This window comes from Micromonospora citrea (assembly GCF_049629545.1).
Taxonomy (GTDB): domain Bacteria; phylum Actinomycetota; class Actinomycetes; order Mycobacteriales; family Micromonosporaceae; genus Micromonospora; species Micromonospora citrea_A.
In genome coordinates, this window is sequence record NZ_JBNADX010000007.1 from 18,830 (window position 1) to 36,128 (window position 17,299).

Sequence of the window (17,299 nt, forward strand, 5' to 3'; positions counted from 1 at the left end):
CCAAGGAGGGCCGTTCACACAGAACACAGGGGGGGGGGGGGGGGGTGTTCCCACCACCCCCCCCCCACTGTGTCGTCCGTCCGGATGGGACGGTCGGAAATCGCGTCCCGCCGCTGGCGCACCCCCGTCGATCTCCGATACCGTCCGCTCGGTCCGCAACCCATTCCCACTGTCCCTAATCCCCGGGGGATCGATGACTCTGCTCCACCGCTCGGCCCTGGCCCGCGCCGGTGCCGTGGCCCTGCTCGCCGCGGCCGGCCTCGCCACCGTCGCCGCTCCGGCGCAGGCGGCCGACCAGGCCGACCTCCAGCTGATCCCGCTCAGCTACGAGCTGGCCCAGGGCGTCAAGGAGGCCAAGGCCAAGCCGTTCAAGTTCCAGGTCGACAACACCACCGGCACGGTCGACGCCAAGGACGTCCGGGTCACCGTCGAGACCAAGGGCCTCAAGGACCGCAAGGTCGGCGTGGTCGTGCCCGAGGGCTGCGAGGTCGACGGCACCCGCTTCAGCTGCCTCCTCGGCGACCTGGCCGCCGGCACCACCGAGGACTTCGGCATCCCGCTCTTCTCCACCGGCGGGCGTGGCGACGCCGGCACGCTGGTGGTGACCATCAGCGCGGCCACCGCCGACCCCGACCTGGAGAACAACACCGTCGAGCACGACATCACCGTCGCCAAGCGCGGCTACGACCTGACCACCTGGGTGCAGGACGTGTACGCCGACGTTGTCGTCGACGGCGACGAGGCTGGCGAGGCGAACCTGACGCCGGTCAGGCCGGGCCAGACCGCCCCGCTGGACTGGGCGGTCTACAACGACGGCAGCCGCAAGGCCACCGGCATCGCGTACGGCATCACCCTGCCGGCGGACGTCACCTTCGCGCAGCTCCCCGAGGGCTGCGTCGAGCAGCAGCTGGGCGGGCTCGCCCAGGCGTACTGCCAGGACGAGGGCGCCGTGCTGCGGCCGGGCGAGTTCTACGCCGCCGAGGTGCGGGTGAAGGTCGACGCGGACGCCACCGAGAAGGTGCTGCGCCCCGGCTTCCTCTTCGCCGCCGGCCTGGACGGCGCCGAGGGCGAGCCGGAGGAGGAGCCGAAGGCCGCCAACTCCCTGCAGCGCAAGGCGTTCACCGAGACCGACCCGGTCGACAACATCGCCCAGTTCGACGTCTTCGTCGACCTGAGCACGCAGCCCTCGCCGACCCCGACCGGTGAGCCCACCCCGACCGGCCAGCCGACCGCGACCCCGACCTCGGGTGGCGGCAGCGGTGGCGGCTCCGGTGACGGCGGCCTGCCGGTGACCGGCGTGCAGGCCGGCCTGATCGGTGGGATCGGCGGCGCGGTGCTGCTCGCCGGTGGCGCGCTGGTGGTGCTCTCCCGCCGCCGCAAGGTGGTCCTGGTGACCCCGGGCGACGAGAAGTCCGACAGCTGATCCGTCGCGTGTCGAGGGCGGGGTGGGCGACCACCCCGCCCTTTCGCGTACCGGCCGGCCGTCGGTCCGGCGGGTACGCCCCAGCGGCCGCCGGCCGCAGGGCGGCTGGCAGAGTGGAGGGGTGAGCCGTACCCCGCAGGGCCAGCGCGCCAGCCTGGACAAGCAGCCGCACGAGGTCGCCGCGATGTTCGACGGCGTGGCCGCCCGCTACGACCTGACCAACACGGTGATGACGGCCGGCCGGGACCGGGCGTGGCGCCGGGCCACCCGGGAGGCGCTCGGGTTGCGTCCCGGCGAGCGGGTGCTCGACGTCGGCGCGGGCACCGGCGTCTCGACCGAGGAACTGTCCCTCTCCGGAGCGTGGGCGGTCGGCGCCGACCTGTCGCTGGGCATGCTGCACGCCGGCAAGCGGACCCGCCCCGAGGTGCCGCTGCTCGCCGGTGACGCGCTGCGGCTGCCCTTCGCCGACGGCGTCTTCGACGCGGTGACCATCTCGTTCGCGCTGCGCAACGTCGTCGACACGGAGGCGGCGCTGCGGGAGTTCGCCCGGGTCACCCGGCCCGGGGGCCGGCTGGTGGTGTGTGAGCTGAGTCATCCCGTCAACCCGGTGTTCCGCACGGCCTACCTGTCGTACCTGATGCGGTGGCTGCCGACGGCGGCGCGGGTGGTCTCCAGCAACCCGGACGCGTACGTGTACCTGATCGAGTCGATCCGGGCGTGGCCGGACCAGGCCGCGCTGGCGCGGCGCATCCAGGCGGCGGGTTGGGGCAGGGTGGCGTGGCGGAACCTGACCGGCGGTCTGGCGGCGCTGCACCGGGCGGTCCGCGACTGAGGTACGGACCGGGCGGTGATCGGGCGTCAATTCGGTGAATGTCCGTCTTGCGGTCATTCGGCCCCGTAAGCTGCCCTGCATGACGGGACCGGAGCAGGTGGACGTGGCGAACGACGACGACGCCGCCGAACTCATCGCGCAGCTCAAGGAGCTGGCCGGCGCGGATCCCGCCGATGTCCGTCAGGTGGTCGCCGAGGTGCTGGCCGCCCTGGACCGCGCCGCCGGCGGGGCGCTGCGCGAGCACCTGCCCGACACGATCCGCCTCGACGCCGGCCTGGACACCGCCGCACCGGCCCGCCGCTGACCTCGAAGGGGACGCCGTCCGGCGTGTTTCCGGCAAGTTAGGTACCCCTGGTCCGGCGGGGGTATGACACCGGTCATAGACTCCAACCCGATCGGCTTGTGAAGCATTTCACGAGCGTGCGGGAGGAGGCGCAGATGACCGCGGTGGAGAACGACGCCGACGTGATCGTCGTGGGCGCCGGTCCCGGAGGATCGGCGACGGCGTACCACCTGGCGCGGCACGGTGTACGCGTGCTGCTGCTGGAGAAGACCGAGTTCCCCCGGGAGAAGGTCTGCGGTGACGGCCTGACCCCCCGGGCCGTGCGCCAGCTCGTCCGGATGGGTGTGGACACCTCGCCCGAGGCCGGCTGGCTGCACAACAAGGGCCTGCGGGTGATCGGTGGCGGGGTACGCCTCGAACTGGACTGGCCCGACCTGGCCAGCTTCCCCAACTACGGCCTGGTCCGTACCCGGCTGGACTTCGACGACCTGCTCGCCCAGCGTGCGGTCGCCGCCGGCGCGAAGCTGCGCACCGGCGTGAACGTGCTCGGCCCGGTGCTCGACGCCGACGACCGGGTGATCGGCGTGCAGGCCGAGGCCGGCCCGGAGAAGGAGCCGGTCAGCTTCCACGCCCCGCTGGTGGTCGCCGCGGACGGCGTCTCCGGCCGCTTCCCGCTCGCCCTCGGGCTGGCCAAGCGGGAGGACCGGCCGATCGGCGTGGCCGTCCGGCGCTACTACCGCTCGGCGGCCAAGCACGACGACGACTACCTGGAGTCGTGGCTGGAACTGCGCGGCAAGGGCAGCGACGAGCTGCTGCCCGGGTACGGCTGGATCTTCGGGCTCGGCGACGGCCGGGTGAACGCCGGCCTCGGCATCCTCAACTCCTCCTCCGCCTTCGGTAAGACCAACTACCGGCGGCTGCTCACCGACTGGCTGGCCAACACCCCCGAGGACTGGGGGATGACCGACGAGACGAACGCCGAAGGGCCGATCCTCGGCGCGGCGCTGCCGATGGGCTTCAACCGGGTCCCGCACTACACCCGCGGGGTGCTGCTGGTCGGCGACTCCGGCGGCATGGTCAACCCGTTCAACGGCGAGGGCATCGCGTACGCGATGGAGTCCGGCGAACTGGCCGCCGAGATCGCGGTCCAGGCGCTCGCCCGACCGGCCGGGGCCGACCGGGAGCGGGCGCTGATGGCGTACCCGCAGGAGCTGAAGGCCCGCTTCGGCGGCTACTACCGGCTCGGCGGGATCTTCGTCAAGCTGATCGGCCGCCCGGAGGTCATGCGGATGGCCACCAAGCACGGCATGCCGCACCCGACGCTGATGCGCTTCGTGCTCAAGCTGCTGGCGAACCTGACCGACCCGCGCGGCGGGGACGCGATGGACCGGGTCATCAACGCGATGACGAAGGCGGCGCCGGCCGTGTAGAGGACCACGCCCGGGGCCAACGCCGGCCCCGGGCCGGACAGAGATCGACCCCCGCTGACGGCCGTCACGAGGGACGTGAATAGTGTGATTTTGGCCGAGCACCAGGGGCAGGGGAAGGACGAGCAGGAGAAAAGATGTCGCTCTCGCCTTACGCACCGATCATCGGGCTGTTCGCCCTCGCCGCGGGGTTCTCGCTGTTCTCCGTGGCCGCCGCTCGCTTCGCCGGGCCCCGACGCTTCAACAAGGCCAAGCTCGAAGCGTACGAGTGCGGTATCGAGCCGAGCCCCCCGCCGGTGGGCGGCGGACGGTTCCCGATCAAGTTCTACCTGACGGCGATGCTCTTCATCGTCTTCGACATCGAGATCATCTTCCTCTACCCCTGGGCGGTCTCGTTCGACGCCCTGCCGATCTTCGGCTTCGTGGAGATGGTCCTGTTCATCGTCGCGGTCTTCGTCGCGTACGCCTACGTGTGGCGGCGCGGCGGCCTGGACTGGGACTGAGGGAGGTACGTCAGATGGGCATCGAGGAGAAGCTCCCCGCCGGCGTCCTGCTCACCTCCGTGGAGAAGCTGGTCAACTGGTCGCGGAAGTCGTCCGTCTGGGGCGCCACCTTCGGCCTGGCCTGCTGCGCCATCGAGATGATGGCCGCGGGTGGCCCGCACTACGACATGGGTCGCTGGGGCATGGAGGTGTTCCGCGCCTCGCCGCGCCAGGCCGACCTGATGATCGTGGCCGGTCGGGTGAGCCAGAAGATGGCCCCGGTCCTGCGCCAGATCTACGACCAGATGGCGGAGCCCCGCTGGGTCATCTCGATGGGCGTCTGCGCCAGCAGCGGTGGCATGTTCAACAACTACGCCATCGTGCAGGGCGTCGACCACATCGTCCCGGTCGACATGTACCTCCCGGGCTGCCCGCCCCGGCCGGAGATGCTCATCGACGCGGTGCTCAAGCTCCGCGAGAAGATCATGTACGAGCCGCTGGGCCCGAACGGCCGCAAGATGCTCGAGGCCCGCCAGGAGCGCGGTGACGTGCCCGTCGTGCCGTACGGCTCGATGCCCTCGTCGTACCGCAACGACAAGGCCCGGCGCGCCGAGTGGACGAAGGCCGTCCGCGAGGGGCGCGAGGAGCAGTTGCGGATCGAGAACTGGATGAAGGCCCAGAACCACCTGCACCAGCACGGGGGCATCAAGTGACCGCACCCAACGACAGGAACGACACCGGCGGCGTGCCGGTCCCGACCACGCCGGCCGGCGCCACCAGCGGCGCCCCGGCGGAGCACCCGCCGTCCAGCCCCGCCGGCCGCGGCATGTTCGGCATCCACGGCAGCGGCGACGTCTCCGGCTTCGGCGGCCTGGTCCGCCAGCGCCGGCCGATCGAGGAGGCCCCCCGGCCGTACGGCGGCTACTTCGACGAGGTCCGCGACGCGCTGGAGGAGGCGTACCCGGCCTTCGGCGAGGCGATCGAGAAGGTCGTCGTCGACCGCGGCGAGCTGACCCTGCACGTCCGCCCGGAGCGGATCGCCGAGGTGTGCCAGGTGATGCGCGACGACCTGGGTCTGCGCTTCGAGCTCTGCTCCTCGGTCTCCGGTGTGGACTACCTGGGCGCCGACGAGCGCCGGCTGCACGTCGTCTACCAGCTCACCTCGATGACCTACCGGCGCACGGTCCGGCTGGAGGCCGCGGTCTCCGCCGAGCACCCACACCTGCCGAGCGTCACCGCCGTCTACCCGACCGCCGACTGGCAGGAGCGGGAGACGTACGACATGTTCGGCATCGTCTTCGACGGCCACCCCAACCTCACCCGGATCCTCATGCCGGACGACTGGGAGGGGCACCCGCAGCGCAAGGACTACCCGCTCGGCGGCGTGCCCGTCGAGTACAAGGGCGCGGAGATCCCGCCGCCGGACCGCCGGAGGTCGTACCAGTGACCACTTCCAACTACGCGACCGAGCGCGAGACCACCGAGGGCAAGGTCTTCACCGTCACCGGTGGGGACTGGGACCAGGTCGTCTCCGGTACCGACCCGATCAACGACGAGCGGATCGTCGTCAACATGGGTCCGCAGCACCCGTCCACGCACGGCGTGCTCCGGCTGATCCTGGAGCTGGAGGGCGAGACGGTCCGCGAGGCCCGCTCGGTCGTCGGCTACCTGCACACCGGCATCGAGAAGAACCTGGAGTACCGCAACTGGGTCCAGGGCTCGACGTTCGTGACCCGGATGGACTACCTCTCCCCGCTGTTCAACGAGACGGCGTACGCGCTGGCGGTGGAGAAGCTGCTCGGCATCACCGACGAGGTGACCGAGCGGGCCACCACCATCCGGGTGCTGATGATGGAGCTGAACCGGATCTCCTCGCACCTGGTCTGGCTGGCCACCACCGGCATGGAGCTGGGCGCGATCAACATGATGCTCTACGGCTTCCGCGAGCGTGAGTACATCCTGGAGATCTTCGAGATCATCACCGGCCTGCGGATGAACCACGCGTACGTCCGGCCGGGCGGCGTGGCGCAGGACGTGCCGGACGAGGCGATCGTCAAGATCCGCGAGTTCCTGAAGCTGATGCCGAAGAAGCTCAAGGAGTACGAGGACCTCCTCTCCGGTCAGCCGATCTGGATCCAGCGGACGACGAACGTGGCGGTGCTCGACGTGACCGCCTGCCTCGCGCTCGGCGTCACCGGTCCGGTGCTCCGCTCCGCCGGCCTCGCCTGGGACCTGCGCAAGACCATGCCGTACTGCGGCTACGAGACGTACGAATTCGACGTGCCGACGCACACCGACGGCGACGTCTGGGGCCGCTACCTGGTCCGGCTCGCCGAGATCCGGGAGTCGCTCAAGCTGGTCGAGCAGGCGCTGGACCGGTTGAAGCCGGGTCCGGTGATGGTGGCCGACCGGAAGATCGCCTGGCCGGCGCAGCTCGCCATCGGCGTCGACGGCATGGGCAACTCGCTGGAGCACGTCGCCAAGATCATGGGTCAGTCGATGGAGTCGCTGATCCACCACTTCAAGCTCGTCACCGAGGGCTTCCGGGTCCCGCCCGGCCAGGTGTACGTCGGCATCGAGTCGCCCCGCGGCGAGCTGGGCGTGCATGCGGTCTCCGACGGCGGCACCCGCCCCTACCGGGTGCACTACCGGGAACCGAGCTTCGTCAACCTCCAGGCCCTTCCGGCGATGGCCGAGGGCGGCCTGATCGCCGACGTGATCGCCGGCGGCGCCTCGCTGGACCCCGTGATGGGTGGTTGTGACCGATGAGTGTTTTCAGTGACGAGACCCGGGCCCGGGCGCGGGAGATCATCGCCCGGTACCCGGCCGACCGGTCCCGCTCGGCGCTGCTGCCGCTGCTGCACCTGGTGCAGTCCGAGCAGGGGTACGTCTCCCCGGCCGGCGTGGAGTTCTGCGCCGAGGTGCTCGGGCTGAACAAGGCCCAGGTCGGCGCGGTCGCCACCTTCTACACCATGTACAAGCGCCGCCCGACCGGGGACTTCCTGGTCAGCGTCTGCACCAACACCATGTGCAACGTGCTCGGCGGCCAGGAGGTCTACGACACCCTCGCCGAGCACCTCGGCGTCGGGCACGACGAGACCACCGCCGACGGCAAGATCACCCTGGAGCACGCCGAGTGCCTGGCGGCCTGCGACTACGGGCCCGTCATGACGGTCAACTACGACTTCTTCGACAACGTGGACCCGCAGTCCGCGCTCGGGGTGGTCGAGGAACTGCGCGCCGGTGGCCGGCCGATGCCGACCCGGGGCGCCCGGCTCTGCACGCTCAAGGAGATGGCCGTGCAGCTCGCCGGCTTCGCCGACGAGCGCGACGGCGCGGTCGCCGACGGCGGGCCGGGCGAGCCGACCCTGCGGGGCCTGCGCCTGGCCGAGCAGCACGGCATCTCGGTGCCGGGCTTCGACCCGAACACGCCGATCCGGAGCAAGGCCGAGGCCGACAAGGCCGCCGCCGAGGCGAAGGCGAAGGCCGAGGCCGCGAAGCCGGCCCCGGCGGCCGAGCCCGCCAAGGCGCCGGCCCCGACCGGCAGCGCCGTCGCGTCGGGTACGCCCGGCAACGCGGGCGTCGGCGAGCCGGCCCCCGCGGAGCGGGCCGCCGGCAGCACCGTCCCCGACGTGCAGGCCCCGGACGCCAAGTCGCCGGAGATCCGGGCCGCCGAGACCCGGCAGCCGGACGCGCGGACCGCCGTCCCGGACGCCCCGGGCACCAAGGTGCCGGTGGACGACACCGCGCCGGCTCCCCGGGACGCGCGGGAGGCGCAGGCCGCCGGCATCGCCGCGAACGCGCCGGCCGGTGACGGCAAGCCCGCCGGCGACGAGGCCGGGGCGCAGGAGCGCAACCTCAAGGAAGCCGAGGCAGGGGCCGGCACCAACGGCGCCGGTTCCGCCGTCGCGAGCGAGACGGGGGTCCAGAAGTGACCACTCCCCGGCCGGAGACGCTGGCCAAGCTGACGCCGGTGCTGACCAAGCGCTGGCTGTCGCCGGACGCCTGGCGGATCGGCACCTACGAGAAGCTCGACGGCTACGCGGCGCTGCGCAAGGCCCTCAAGGCCCACCCGGACGACCTGATCCAGCTGATCAAGGACTCCGGTCTGCGCGGCCGTGGCGGCGCGGGCTTCCCCACCGGCCTGAAGTGGGGCTTCATCCCGCAGGGCGACGGCAAGCCGCACTACCTCGTGGTCAACGCCGACGAGGGCGAGCCGGGCACCTGCAAGGACCTGCCGCTCATGACGCACGACCCGCACTCGCTGGTCGAGGGTGTGATCATTGCGTCGTACGCGATCCGGGCCAACCGCGCCTACATCTACATCCGGGGCGAGGCGGTGCACGCGGCGCGGCGGCTGCGCCACGCCGTCCAGGAGGCGTACGCCAAGGGCTACCTGGGTCGCAACATCCGGGGCAGCGGCTTCGACCTGGACCTGGTGGTGCACTCCGGCGCCGGGGCGTACATCTGCGGTGAGGAGACCGCGCTGCTGGACTCGCTGGAGGGCTTCCGGGGCCAGCCCCGGCTGCGCCCGCCGTTCCCGGCGACCCACGGCCTGTACGCCAGCCCGACCGTGGTCAACAACGTCGGCACCATCGCCAGCGTGCCGTACATCGTGCTGGGCGGCGCGGACTGGTGGAAGACCATGGGCACGGAGAAGTCCTCCGGCCCGATGATCTACTCGCTCTCCGGCCGGATCGCCAACCCGGGCCAGTTCGAGTGCTCGATGGGGATCACCCTGCGGGAGCTGATCGAGCTGGCCGGGGGGATGCAGCCCGGGCACAACCTGCGGTTCTGGACCCCGGGTGGTTCGTCGACGCCGCTGCTGACCGCCGAGCACCTGGACGTGCCGCTGGACTTCGAGGGAGTGGCGGCGGCCGGCTCGATCCTGGGCACCACGGCCACCCAGATCTTCTCCGACCAGGACTGCCCGGTGTACGCGACCTACCGGTGGCTGGAGTTCTACCACCACGAGTCGTGCGGCAAGTGCACCCCGTGCCGCGAGGGCAACTACTGGATGGTCCGGGTCTACCGGCGGATCCTCGCCGGCCAGGGCACCCACGAGGACCTGGACACCCTGCTCGACACCTGCGACAACATCCTCGGCCGCTCGTTCTGCGGTCTGGGTGACGGTGCGACCAGCTCGGTGACCTCGTCGCTGAAGTACTTCAAGCAGGACTACCTCGACTACATCGAGGGACGTACCGCACCCAAGTTGTCGGAGAAGACCCTGGTAGGGGCGCACTGATGACCGACGTAGCCAAGCCGACCGAGACCGTCACCCTCACCATCGACGGCGTCGAGGTCACCGCCCCCAAGGGGGCGCTGCTGATCCGGGTCGCCGAGCAGCTGGGGACCGAGATCCCCCGGTTCTGCGACCACCCGCTGCTGGCCCCGGCCGGCGCCTGCCGCCAGTGCCTGGTCGAGGTGGAGGGGCAGCGCAAGCCGGTCGCCTCCTGCACCCAGACCGTCGCCGACGGCATGGTGGTGCGTACCCAGCTCACCTCCCCGGTCGCCAAGAAGGCGCAGGAGGGGGTCATGGAGCTGCTGCTGCTCAACCACCCGCTCGACTGCCCGATGTGCGACAAGGGCGGCGAGTGCCCGCTGCAGAACCAGGCCATGTCCACCGGCCGCACCGACTCGCGCTTCCACGAGCACAAGCGGGAGTACGAGAAGCCGATGCCGATCAGCACCCAGGTGCTGCTCGACCGCGAGCGCTGCGTGCTCTGCCAGCGCTGCACCCGGTTCTCCGAGGAGATCGCCGGCGACAAGTTCATCGACCTGATGGGCCGGTCGTCCGCCGAGGAGATCAACATCTACCGGGACGACGCGTACGGCGAAGAGGGCGACGCCGGTGACGTGCCGTTCAACTCGTACTTCTCCGGCAACACGGTGCAGATCTGCCCGGTGGGCGCGCTGACCGGCACGCAGTACCGGTTCCGGGCCCGCCCGTTCGACCTGGTCTCCACCCCCAGCGTCTGCGAGCACTGCTCGGCCGGGTGCGCCCAGCGCACCGACTGGCGGCGGGGCAAGGTGCTGCGCCGGCTGGCCGGTGACGACCCGCAGGTCAACGAGGAGTGGAACTGCGACAAGGGGCGGTGGGGCTTCCAGTACACCCGCGCCTTCGACCGGCTCACCACCCCGCTGGTCCGCGACGAGCGCAGCGGCGAGCTGCGTGAGGCGTCCTGGAGCGAGGCGCTGACCCGGGCCGCCGAGGGGCTGCGCGCCGCCCGGGACGGCGGGCAGGGCACCGCGGTGCTGACCGGTGGCCGGCTCACCGTCGAGGACGCCTACGCCTACGCGAAGTTCGCCCGGGTCGCCCTGCACACCAACGACATCGACTTCCGGGCCCGGCCGGTCTCCCGCGAGGAGGTCGACTTCCTGGCCAGCACCGTCGCCGGGATCACCGACGTGACGTACGCCGACGTGGAGAATGCGTCCACGGTGGTGCTGGTCGGCCTGGAGCCGGAGGAGGAGTGCCCGATCCTCTTCCTGCGGCTGCGCAAGGCGTACCTGAAGAAGAAGCTGAAGGTCTACGCGATCGCCCCGTTCGCCACCCGGGGCCTGGAGAAGCTCGGCGCGAAGCTGGCCCGGGTGGTGCCGGGCGAGGAGGCGAGCGTGCTCGCCGAGCACGACACGGTGGCCGAGGCGCTCGGCGCGGAGGGCGCGATCCTCTTCGTCGGCGAGCGGCTGGCCGGCGTGCCCGGCGGCCTCTCCGCCGCCGCGGACGTCGCCCGGCGTACCGGCGCGAAGCTGGCCTGGGTGCCGCGGCGCGCGGGTGACCGCGGCGCGGTCGACGCGGGCTGCCTGCCCAACCTGCTCCCCGGCGGGCGTCTGGTCACCGAGCCGGCTGCCCGGGCCGAGCTCGGTGAGGCCTGGGACATCCCGGCCGGGGTGATCCCGAGCCAGGCCGGCCGGGACACCGACCAGATCGTGGCGGCGGCGGCCAACGGCCAGCTCGGCGCCCTGGTGGTGGCCGGCGTGGACCCGGCCGACCTGGCCGACCCGCGCCTGGCCGAGCAGGCCCTGGACGCGGTGCCGTTCCTGGTCAGCCTGGAGCTGCGCAACTCGGCGGTGGCCCGCCGGGCGGACGTGGTCTTCCCGGTCGCCCCGGTGGTCGAGAAGGCCGGCAGCTTCCTGGACTGGGAGGGCCGGCTGCGCACCTTCGAGGAGGTGCTGCACACCGGCGCGCTGACCGACGGTCGGGTGCTGGACGCGCTCGCCGCGCAGCTCGACGTCCGGCTGGGCACCGGCGACGTGCCGAGCATCCGCCGCGAGCTGGGCGGGCTGCCGCAGACCCGGACCGAACGCCCGGCCGCGCCGTCCGTCGCGCCGGCGACCGTGCCGCAGCCCGGTGCCGGGGAGGCCGTGCTGGCCACCTGGCACCAGCTCATCGACCTGGGCAGCCTCACCGACGGCGACGAGCACCTCGCCGGCACCGCCCGCCCGCCGGTGGTCCGGCTGGGCAAGGGCACCGCCGAGGCGATCGGCGTCGCCGACGGCGACCCGGTCACGGTGGGCACCGACCGTGGCGCGGTGACCCTGCCCGCAGCGGTCACCGAGATGCCGGACGGCGTCGTCTGGCTGCCGACCAACTCACCCGGCTCGACCGTGCGGCGCAGCCTCGGCGCGACGTCCGGCACGGTGGTCCGGCTCTCCGTCCCCACCTCGACCGGCGCGGCCGTCCCGGCCGTCCGGGTCGCGGCGGACGAGGCCGGCCGTCCGGGTCCGCTCCTCAACTCCGGGGGTGTCCAGTGAGCGCGCTCTACCTCGCGCAGGACCCGACGCTGGCCGACTTCGGCAAGGACCCGTGGTGGCTGGTCCTCGGCAAGATCGTCTTCGCCTTCGCCTTCGGTCTGCTCGCCACGCTGCTCGGCGTCTGGTTCGAGCGGCGGGTCGTCGGCCGCATGGCGGTCCGGCCCGGTCCCAACCAGGTCGGCCCGTTCGGCCTGCTGCAGACCCTGGCGGACGGCCTGAAGATGGCGTTCAAGGAGGACATCCTCCCGAAGTCCGCCGACAAGGTCGTCTACTTCTTCGCGCCGACGATCTCGGTGATCTGCGCGGTCACCGCGCTGTCGGTGGTGCCGTTCGGCCCGATGGTCAGCATCTTCGGCCACTGGACGCCGTTGCAGGTCACCGACGTGCCGGTGGCGGTGCTGGTGCTGCTGGCGTGTTCCTCGATGGGCATCTACGGCATCGTGCTCGGCGGCTGGGCCTCCGGCTCGACGTACCCGCTGCTCGGTGGTCTGCGCTCCAGCGCCCAGATGATCTCGTACGAGGTCGCGATGGGGCTGAGCATCGTCGCGGTCTTCATGACCGCCGGCACGATGTCCACCAGCGGGATCGTCGCCGCGCAGGGGGACGCCACCCGGCTGACCGTGTTCGGCACCGAGATCCCGGCCCCCGGCTGGTACGCGATCCTGCTGCTGCCCAGCTTCATCATCTTCTTCATCGCCACCGTCGGTGAGACCAACCGGGCGCCGTTCGACCTGCCCGAGGCGGAGTCCGAGCTGGTCGCGGGCTTCATGACCGAGTACAGCTCGCTGAAGTTCGCGCTCTTCATGCTCTCCGAGTACGTCGCGATGGTGACCATGTCCGCGGTCACCACGACGCTCTTCCTCGGCGGCTGGCGGGCCCCGGCCCCGATCACCACCCTCTGGGCGGGCGCCAACTCCGGTTGGTGGCCGATGCTCTGGTTCTTCGCCAAGGTCGTGATGCTGGTCTTCGTCTTCGTCTGGCTGCGGGGCACCCTGCCCCGGCTCCGGTACGACCAGTTCATGCGCTTCGGCTGGAAGGTCCTCCTGCCGATCAACCTGGTCTGGATCCTGGTCCTGGCCGGCCTGCGGTCGATCGAGGACTGGCAGTCGCGGGACCGGCTGCTCGCCACCGCCATCGGCGCGGGCGTGCTGCTGCTGGTCACCCTGCTGTGGCCGAGCCGCAAGCAGGCGCCGAAGCCGTCCGTCCAGGAACAGGTCAACAGTCGGCCGCACGGCAGCTTCCCGCTGCCCCCGATGGACCTTCAGGTACCACCGAGCCCGCGCACCAAGCGCGTGGTCGCCGAGCGGGAGCCGGCCAACATCGCCGCCGGCTCGGACTCCAGGGAGGTGTGACGTGGGCGCGATCACCGGAACGTTCAAGGGCTTCGGGGTCACCTTCTCGCACATGTTCAGGAAGGTCGTCACCACCGACTACCCGTTCAAGCCGCCGGTGTCGGCGCCGCGCTACCACGGGCGGCACATCCTCAACCGGCACCCGGACGGCCTGGAGAAGTGCATCGGCTGCGAGCTGTGCGCCTGGGCCTGCCCGGCGGACGCGATCTACGTCGAGGGTGGCGACAACACCGACGAGCAGCGCTTCTCGCCGGGTGAGCGGTACGCCAGCGTCTACCAGATCAACTACGCCCGGTGCATCTTCTGCGGACTCTGCATCGAGGCCTGCCCGACCCGTTCGCTCACCATGAGCAACGAGTACGAGCTGGCCCGGGACAACCGGCAGGATCTGATCTTCACCAAGGAGCAGCTGCTCGCGCCGCTGCTGCCGGGGATGGAGCAGCCGCCGCACCCGATGCGGCTGGGCGACAGCGAGAAGGACTACTACGTCGGCGCGCTGACCAACCCGGGCACCTCGGCCGGTGCCGAGCACTCGGTCAACAACCCGGGCCGTTACCAGCTCGAGGAGCACCCCGGGGTGACCTTCCCCGGCGCCGAGCAGCACGCCCAGCGGGCCGAGGCGGGCAAGGGAGCGGAAGCATGACCACGCAGACGGTGCTCGCGGCGGCGGGCGAGGTCTCCGGGGGTGAGCAGGTCACCTTCTGGATCCTCGCCCCGCTGGCGCTGATCGGCGCGATCGGCATGGTCCTGGCCCGCAACGCGGTGCACTCCGCGCTCTGGCTGGTGCTGACCATGCTCTGCCTGGGCGTGTTCTACGTGCTCCAGGCGGGCCCCTTCATCGGCATGGTGCAGATCATCGTCTACACCGGCGCGATCATGATGCTCTTCCTCTTCGTACTGATGCTGGTCGGCCGGGACGCCTCGGACTCGCTCATCGAGACGCTGCGCGGCCAGCGGGTCGCGGCGATCGTGCTGGCCGTCGGCTTCGCCGGCCTGGTCGGCAGCGGCCTGTACCGCGCCCTCGACGGGGTCACCGCGGTCGGGCTCGACCAGCCGAACGCCGAGGGCAACGTGCAGGGCATCGCCCGGCTGCTCTTCACCAAGTACGTCTTCGCCTTCGAGCTGACCTCGGCGCTGCTGATCACCGCAGCCGTCGGTGCGATGGTGCTGGCGCACGTGGAGCGGCGCAAGGAGGACCGGATGGACCAGGTCGCCACCATGAAGGCCCGCTTCCGCCCCGGCAACTACCCGGGACCGAAGCCCGGCCCGGGTGTCTTCGCCACCTCGTCCTCCGTGGCCACCCCGGCCCGGCTGCCCGACGGCCGGCTCACCGAGCGCAGCATCCCGGAGATCATGCCGGTGCGGGAGCTGACCGCCGAGGAGACGACGCTGAAGGGGACGGACAAGTAATGGACCAGTTCTTCTCGGTCGAGCCGAACTACTACCTCGTCCTCGCGGCGGTGCTCTTCACCATCGGCGCCGTCGGGGTGCTGGTCCGGCGCAACGCGATCGTGCTGTTCATGTGCGTCGAGCTGATGCTCAACGCGGCGAACCTGACGCTGGTCACCTTCAGCCGGATCAACGGTGACCTCAACGGCCAGATCATGGCGTTCTTCGTGATGGTGGTGGCGGCGGCCGAGGTCGTGATCGGGCTCGCGATCATCATGTCGATCTTCCGGACTCGACGCTCCGCGAGCGTCGACGACGCCAACCTGCTGAAGTACTGAGGGGCCCTGCGGTGGATGAGATCCTGACGTACGCCCAGGCCGAGCCGGCCGGCACCGTCGCCTACGCTCCGGCCGGAGGTCTGCTGAGCAGCGTCTGGCTGCTGGTGGCGATCCCGCTGGTCAGCGCGGCGATCCTGCTGCTGCTCGGCCGGCGGGCCGACCGCTGGGGGCACTGGCTCGGCGTGGCCGCCATCGGTGCCGCGTTCGTGCTCGGGCTGAGCTACTTCTTCCAGCTCCGCGGCCTGGAGAACAAGTCGGTCGAGCTGAGCCTCTGGGACTTCATCACGGTCGGCGACCTGCGGGTCGACTTCGGTCTGCTCTTCGACCCGCTGGCCGCGGTCTTCGTCCTGCTGATCACCGGGGTGGGTTTCCTGATCCACCTCTACGCGGTCGAGTACATGGCGCACGACGAGGGCCGGCGACGGTTCTTCGCCTACTTCAACCTCTTCGTCGCCGCGATGCTGCTGCTGGTGCTCGGCAACAACTACGTGATGCTCTACTTCGGCTGGGAGGGCGTCGGTCTGGCGTCGTACCTGCTGATCTCCTTCTGGTACGGGCGGCCGAGCGCGGCCACCGCCGGCAAGAAGGCGTTCCTGATGAACCGGGTCGGCGACGCCGGCCTGGCGATCGGCATCTTCATCATGTTCGCCACCCTCGGCACCACCCAGTACGACGAGGTCTTCAACGGCGTCGGCGCGCTGACCGGCGGCACCGTGCTGGTGCTGGGCCTGCTCCTGCTGCTCGGCGCGGCCGGCAAGTCCGGCCAGTTCCCGCTCCAGGCCTGGCTGCCGGACGCGATGGAGGGCCCGACCCCGGTGTCGGCGCTCATCCACGCCGCCACGATGGTGACCGCGGGCGTCTACCTGATCGCCCGCTCCAACCCGGTCTTCTCGGCCAACTCCACCCTCCAGCTCGTCGTGGTCAGCGTCGGCGCGATCACGCTGCTGATGGGCTGCCTCATCGGCGCGGCCAAGGACGACATCAAGCGGGTGCTGGCCTGGTCGACGGTGAGTCAGATCGGCTACATGTTCCTCGGCGTCGGCCTGGGCGGCGCGGCGTACGCGCTGGCGATCGTGCACCTGCTGGCGCACGGCTTCTTCAAGGCCAACATGTTCCTCGGGGCCGGCTCGGTCATGCACGGCATGAACGACCAGGTGGACATCCGCCGCTTCGGCGGGCTGTCGAAGTACATGAAGGTCACCTGGTTGACCTTCATGATGGGCTGGCTCGCCATCATCGGCATGTTCCCCTTCTCCGGCTTCTTCTCCAAGGAGCCGATCATCGTGGCGGCGTTCGAGCGGGAAGGCTGGACGGCCTGGCTGTTCGGCGGCGCGGCGCTGCTCGGCGCCGGGCTGACCGCCTTCTACATGACCCGGCTCTTCGTGCTCACCTTCCACGGCCCGAAGCGCTGGACCGAGGAGATCGAGCACCCGCACGAGTCGCCGAAGCTGATGACCATTCCGCTGATCCTGCTGGCGATCGGCTCGGTGGGCGCCGGCTTCCTGCTGGCCACCTCCGTACCGGACTGGCTGACCGCCACCGCCGGGCTCGGTGCGCAGGAGGAGGGGCACGAGGCGGTCCTGTCGCACACCGTCATCACCGTGCTCTCGCTGCTGGTCACGGTGCTCGGCGCCGGGCTCGCCTGGATGCTGTTCCGCAACGGCACGGCCACCGCGCCGCAGCCGGCGGGCGTGCTGGTCACCGCCGCCCGGCGCAACCTCTACACCGACGCCTTCAACGAGGCGGTCTTCGAGAAGCCGGGCATCTTCCTCACCCGGGCGCTGGTCTTCCTCGACAACCGGGGCGTCGACGGTCTGGTCAACGGCCTGGCCGCAGCGGTGGGCGGCGGCTCCGGCCGGCTCCGGCGGCTGCAGACCGGCTTCGTCCGGTCGTACGCGACGTCCATCCTCACCGGCGCGCTGCTCGTGGTGGCCGCGTTCCTGGCCGTCCAGGCGGGGTGGTTGGCGTGATCGACCTTCAGGCGGCCGTCGCCGGCGGACCGCGCAGTGACGACG

General features: G+C 71.1%; 16 protein-coding genes. All 16 read left to right on the plus strand.

Translation table 11 applies throughout. The features are described 5' to 3' along the window. The first annotated feature begins 193 nt into the window (after positions 1-193). Positions 194-1,423 carry an LPXTG cell wall anchor domain-containing protein gene (locus ACPFP2_RS09965; RefSeq protein ID WP_424088270.1) on the plus strand — a complete coding sequence of 410 codons (1,230 nt, stop codon included), beginning with the start codon at positions 194-196 and terminating at the stop codon, positions 1,421-1,423. A 121-nt stretch (positions 1,424-1,544) separates the two neighbouring features. Further along, positions 1,545-2,255, plus strand: coding sequence for a demethylmenaquinone methyltransferase (locus ACPFP2_RS09970; RefSeq protein ID WP_424088271.1), 711 nt, complete (start codon positions 1,545-1,547; stop codon positions 2,253-2,255). A gap of 79 nt (positions 2,256-2,334) precedes the next feature. After that, positions 2,335-2,559, plus strand: coding sequence for a hypothetical protein (locus ACPFP2_RS09975; RefSeq protein WP_424088273.1), 225 nt, complete (start codon positions 2,335-2,337; stop codon positions 2,557-2,559). A 134-nt stretch (positions 2,560-2,693) separates the two neighbouring features. Further along, positions 2,694-3,968 (plus strand): geranylgeranyl reductase family protein, encoded by a 1,275-nt coding sequence (locus tag ACPFP2_RS09980; RefSeq protein WP_424088275.1) that lies wholly within the window; start codon positions 2,694-2,696, stop codon positions 3,966-3,968. Between the two features lie 134 nt (positions 3,969-4,102). Further along, positions 4,103-4,468 (plus strand): NADH-quinone oxidoreductase subunit A, encoded by a 366-nt coding sequence (locus tag ACPFP2_RS09985; protein WP_424088276.1) that lies wholly within the window; start codon positions 4,103-4,105, stop codon positions 4,466-4,468. Positions 4,469-4,482: 14 nt separating this feature from the next. Then, complete coding sequence (locus ACPFP2_RS09990; protein ID WP_424088278.1) at positions 4,483-5,160, plus strand: NuoB/complex I 20 kDa subunit family protein; 678 nt, start codon at positions 4,483-4,485, stop codon at positions 5,158-5,160. Then, entirely contained in the window at positions 5,157-5,894 is a 738-nt protein-coding gene (locus tag ACPFP2_RS09995) for an NADH-quinone oxidoreductase subunit C (protein WP_424088280.1), read from the plus strand. Before ACPFP2_RS09990 ends, ACPFP2_RS09995 begins: the two co-directional genes overlap by 4 nt. Further along, entirely contained in the window at positions 5,891-7,216 is a 1,326-nt protein-coding gene (locus ACPFP2_RS10000; RefSeq protein ID WP_424088282.1) for an NADH-quinone oxidoreductase subunit D, read from the plus strand. Before ACPFP2_RS09995 ends, ACPFP2_RS10000 begins: the two co-directional genes overlap by 4 nt. Continuing rightward, a complete protein-coding gene (gene nuoE / locus ACPFP2_RS10005) occupies positions 7,213-8,382 on the plus strand; it encodes an NADH-quinone oxidoreductase subunit NuoE (RefSeq protein ID WP_424088284.1) in 1,170 nt (389 codons plus the stop codon). Before ACPFP2_RS10000 ends, nuoE begins: the two co-directional genes overlap by 4 nt. Further along, positions 8,379-9,695, plus strand: a complete 1,317-nt coding sequence (nuoF, locus tag ACPFP2_RS10010; RefSeq protein WP_424088286.1) for an NADH-quinone oxidoreductase subunit NuoF — start codon at positions 8,379-8,381, stop codon at positions 9,693-9,695. The genes nuoE and nuoF overlap by 4 nt, the downstream gene beginning before the upstream one ends. Then, positions 9,695-12,205 carry an NADH-quinone oxidoreductase subunit G gene (locus ACPFP2_RS10015; RefSeq protein ID WP_424088288.1) on the plus strand — a complete coding sequence of 837 codons (2,511 nt, stop codon included), beginning with the start codon at positions 9,695-9,697 and terminating at the stop codon, positions 12,203-12,205. The genes nuoF and ACPFP2_RS10015 overlap by 1 nt, the downstream gene beginning before the upstream one ends. Beyond that, positions 12,202-13,557: an NADH-quinone oxidoreductase subunit NuoH gene (gene nuoH, locus ACPFP2_RS10020; protein ID WP_424088290.1), complete on the plus strand. Its 1,356-nt coding sequence runs from the start codon at positions 12,202-12,204 to the stop codon at positions 13,555-13,557. The genes ACPFP2_RS10015 and nuoH overlap by 4 nt, the downstream gene beginning before the upstream one ends. Position 13,558: 1 nt before the next feature. After that, positions 13,559-14,200: an NADH-quinone oxidoreductase subunit NuoI gene (gene nuoI / locus ACPFP2_RS10025; RefSeq protein WP_424088292.1), complete on the plus strand. Its 642-nt coding sequence runs from the start codon at positions 13,559-13,561 to the stop codon at positions 14,198-14,200. Further along, positions 14,197-14,967: an NADH-quinone oxidoreductase subunit J gene (locus ACPFP2_RS10030; protein WP_424088294.1), complete on the plus strand. Its 771-nt coding sequence runs from the start codon at positions 14,197-14,199 to the stop codon at positions 14,965-14,967. The genes nuoI and ACPFP2_RS10030 overlap by 4 nt, the downstream gene beginning before the upstream one ends. Beyond that, entirely contained in the window at positions 14,967-15,284 is a 318-nt protein-coding gene (gene nuoK / locus ACPFP2_RS10035) for an NADH-quinone oxidoreductase subunit NuoK (RefSeq protein WP_088977014.1), read from the plus strand. The genes ACPFP2_RS10030 and nuoK overlap by 1 nt, the downstream gene beginning before the upstream one ends. A gap of 11 nt (positions 15,285-15,295) precedes the next feature. Further along, positions 15,296-17,254 carry an NADH-quinone oxidoreductase subunit L gene (gene nuoL, locus ACPFP2_RS10040; RefSeq protein ID WP_424088297.1) on the plus strand — a complete coding sequence of 653 codons (1,959 nt, stop codon included), beginning with the start codon at positions 15,296-15,298 and terminating at the stop codon, positions 17,252-17,254. The last annotated feature ends 45 nt before the right edge of the window (positions 17,255-17,299 follow it).

Coding starts and splice junctions, on each gene's coding strand:
- ACPFP2_RS09965 (WP_424088270.1), top strand. CDS start 194: ATGACTCTGCTCCACCGCTCGGCCCTGGCCCGCGCCGGTGCCGTGGCC.
- ACPFP2_RS09985 (WP_424088276.1), top strand. CDS start 4,103: ATGTCGCTCTCGCCTTACGCACCGATCATCGGGCTGTTCGCCCTCGCC.
- ACPFP2_RS09975 (WP_424088273.1), top strand. CDS start 2,335: ATGACGGGACCGGAGCAGGTGGACGTGGCGAACGACGACGACGCCGCC.
- nuoE (WP_424088284.1), top strand. CDS start 7,213: ATGAGTGTTTTCAGTGACGAGACCCGGGCCCGGGCGCGGGAGATCATC.
- ACPFP2_RS09990 (WP_424088278.1), top strand. CDS start 4,483: ATGGGCATCGAGGAGAAGCTCCCCGCCGGCGTCCTGCTCACCTCCGTG.
- ACPFP2_RS10030 (WP_424088294.1), top strand. CDS start 14,197: ATGACCACGCAGACGGTGCTCGCGGCGGCGGGCGAGGTCTCCGGGGGT.
- ACPFP2_RS09980 (WP_424088275.1), top strand. CDS start 2,694: ATGACCGCGGTGGAGAACGACGCCGACGTGATCGTCGTGGGCGCCGGT.
- nuoK (WP_088977014.1), top strand. CDS start 14,967: ATGGACCAGTTCTTCTCGGTCGAGCCGAACTACTACCTCGTCCTCGCG.
- ACPFP2_RS10015 (WP_424088288.1), top strand. CDS start 9,695: ATGACCGACGTAGCCAAGCCGACCGAGACCGTCACCCTCACCATCGAC.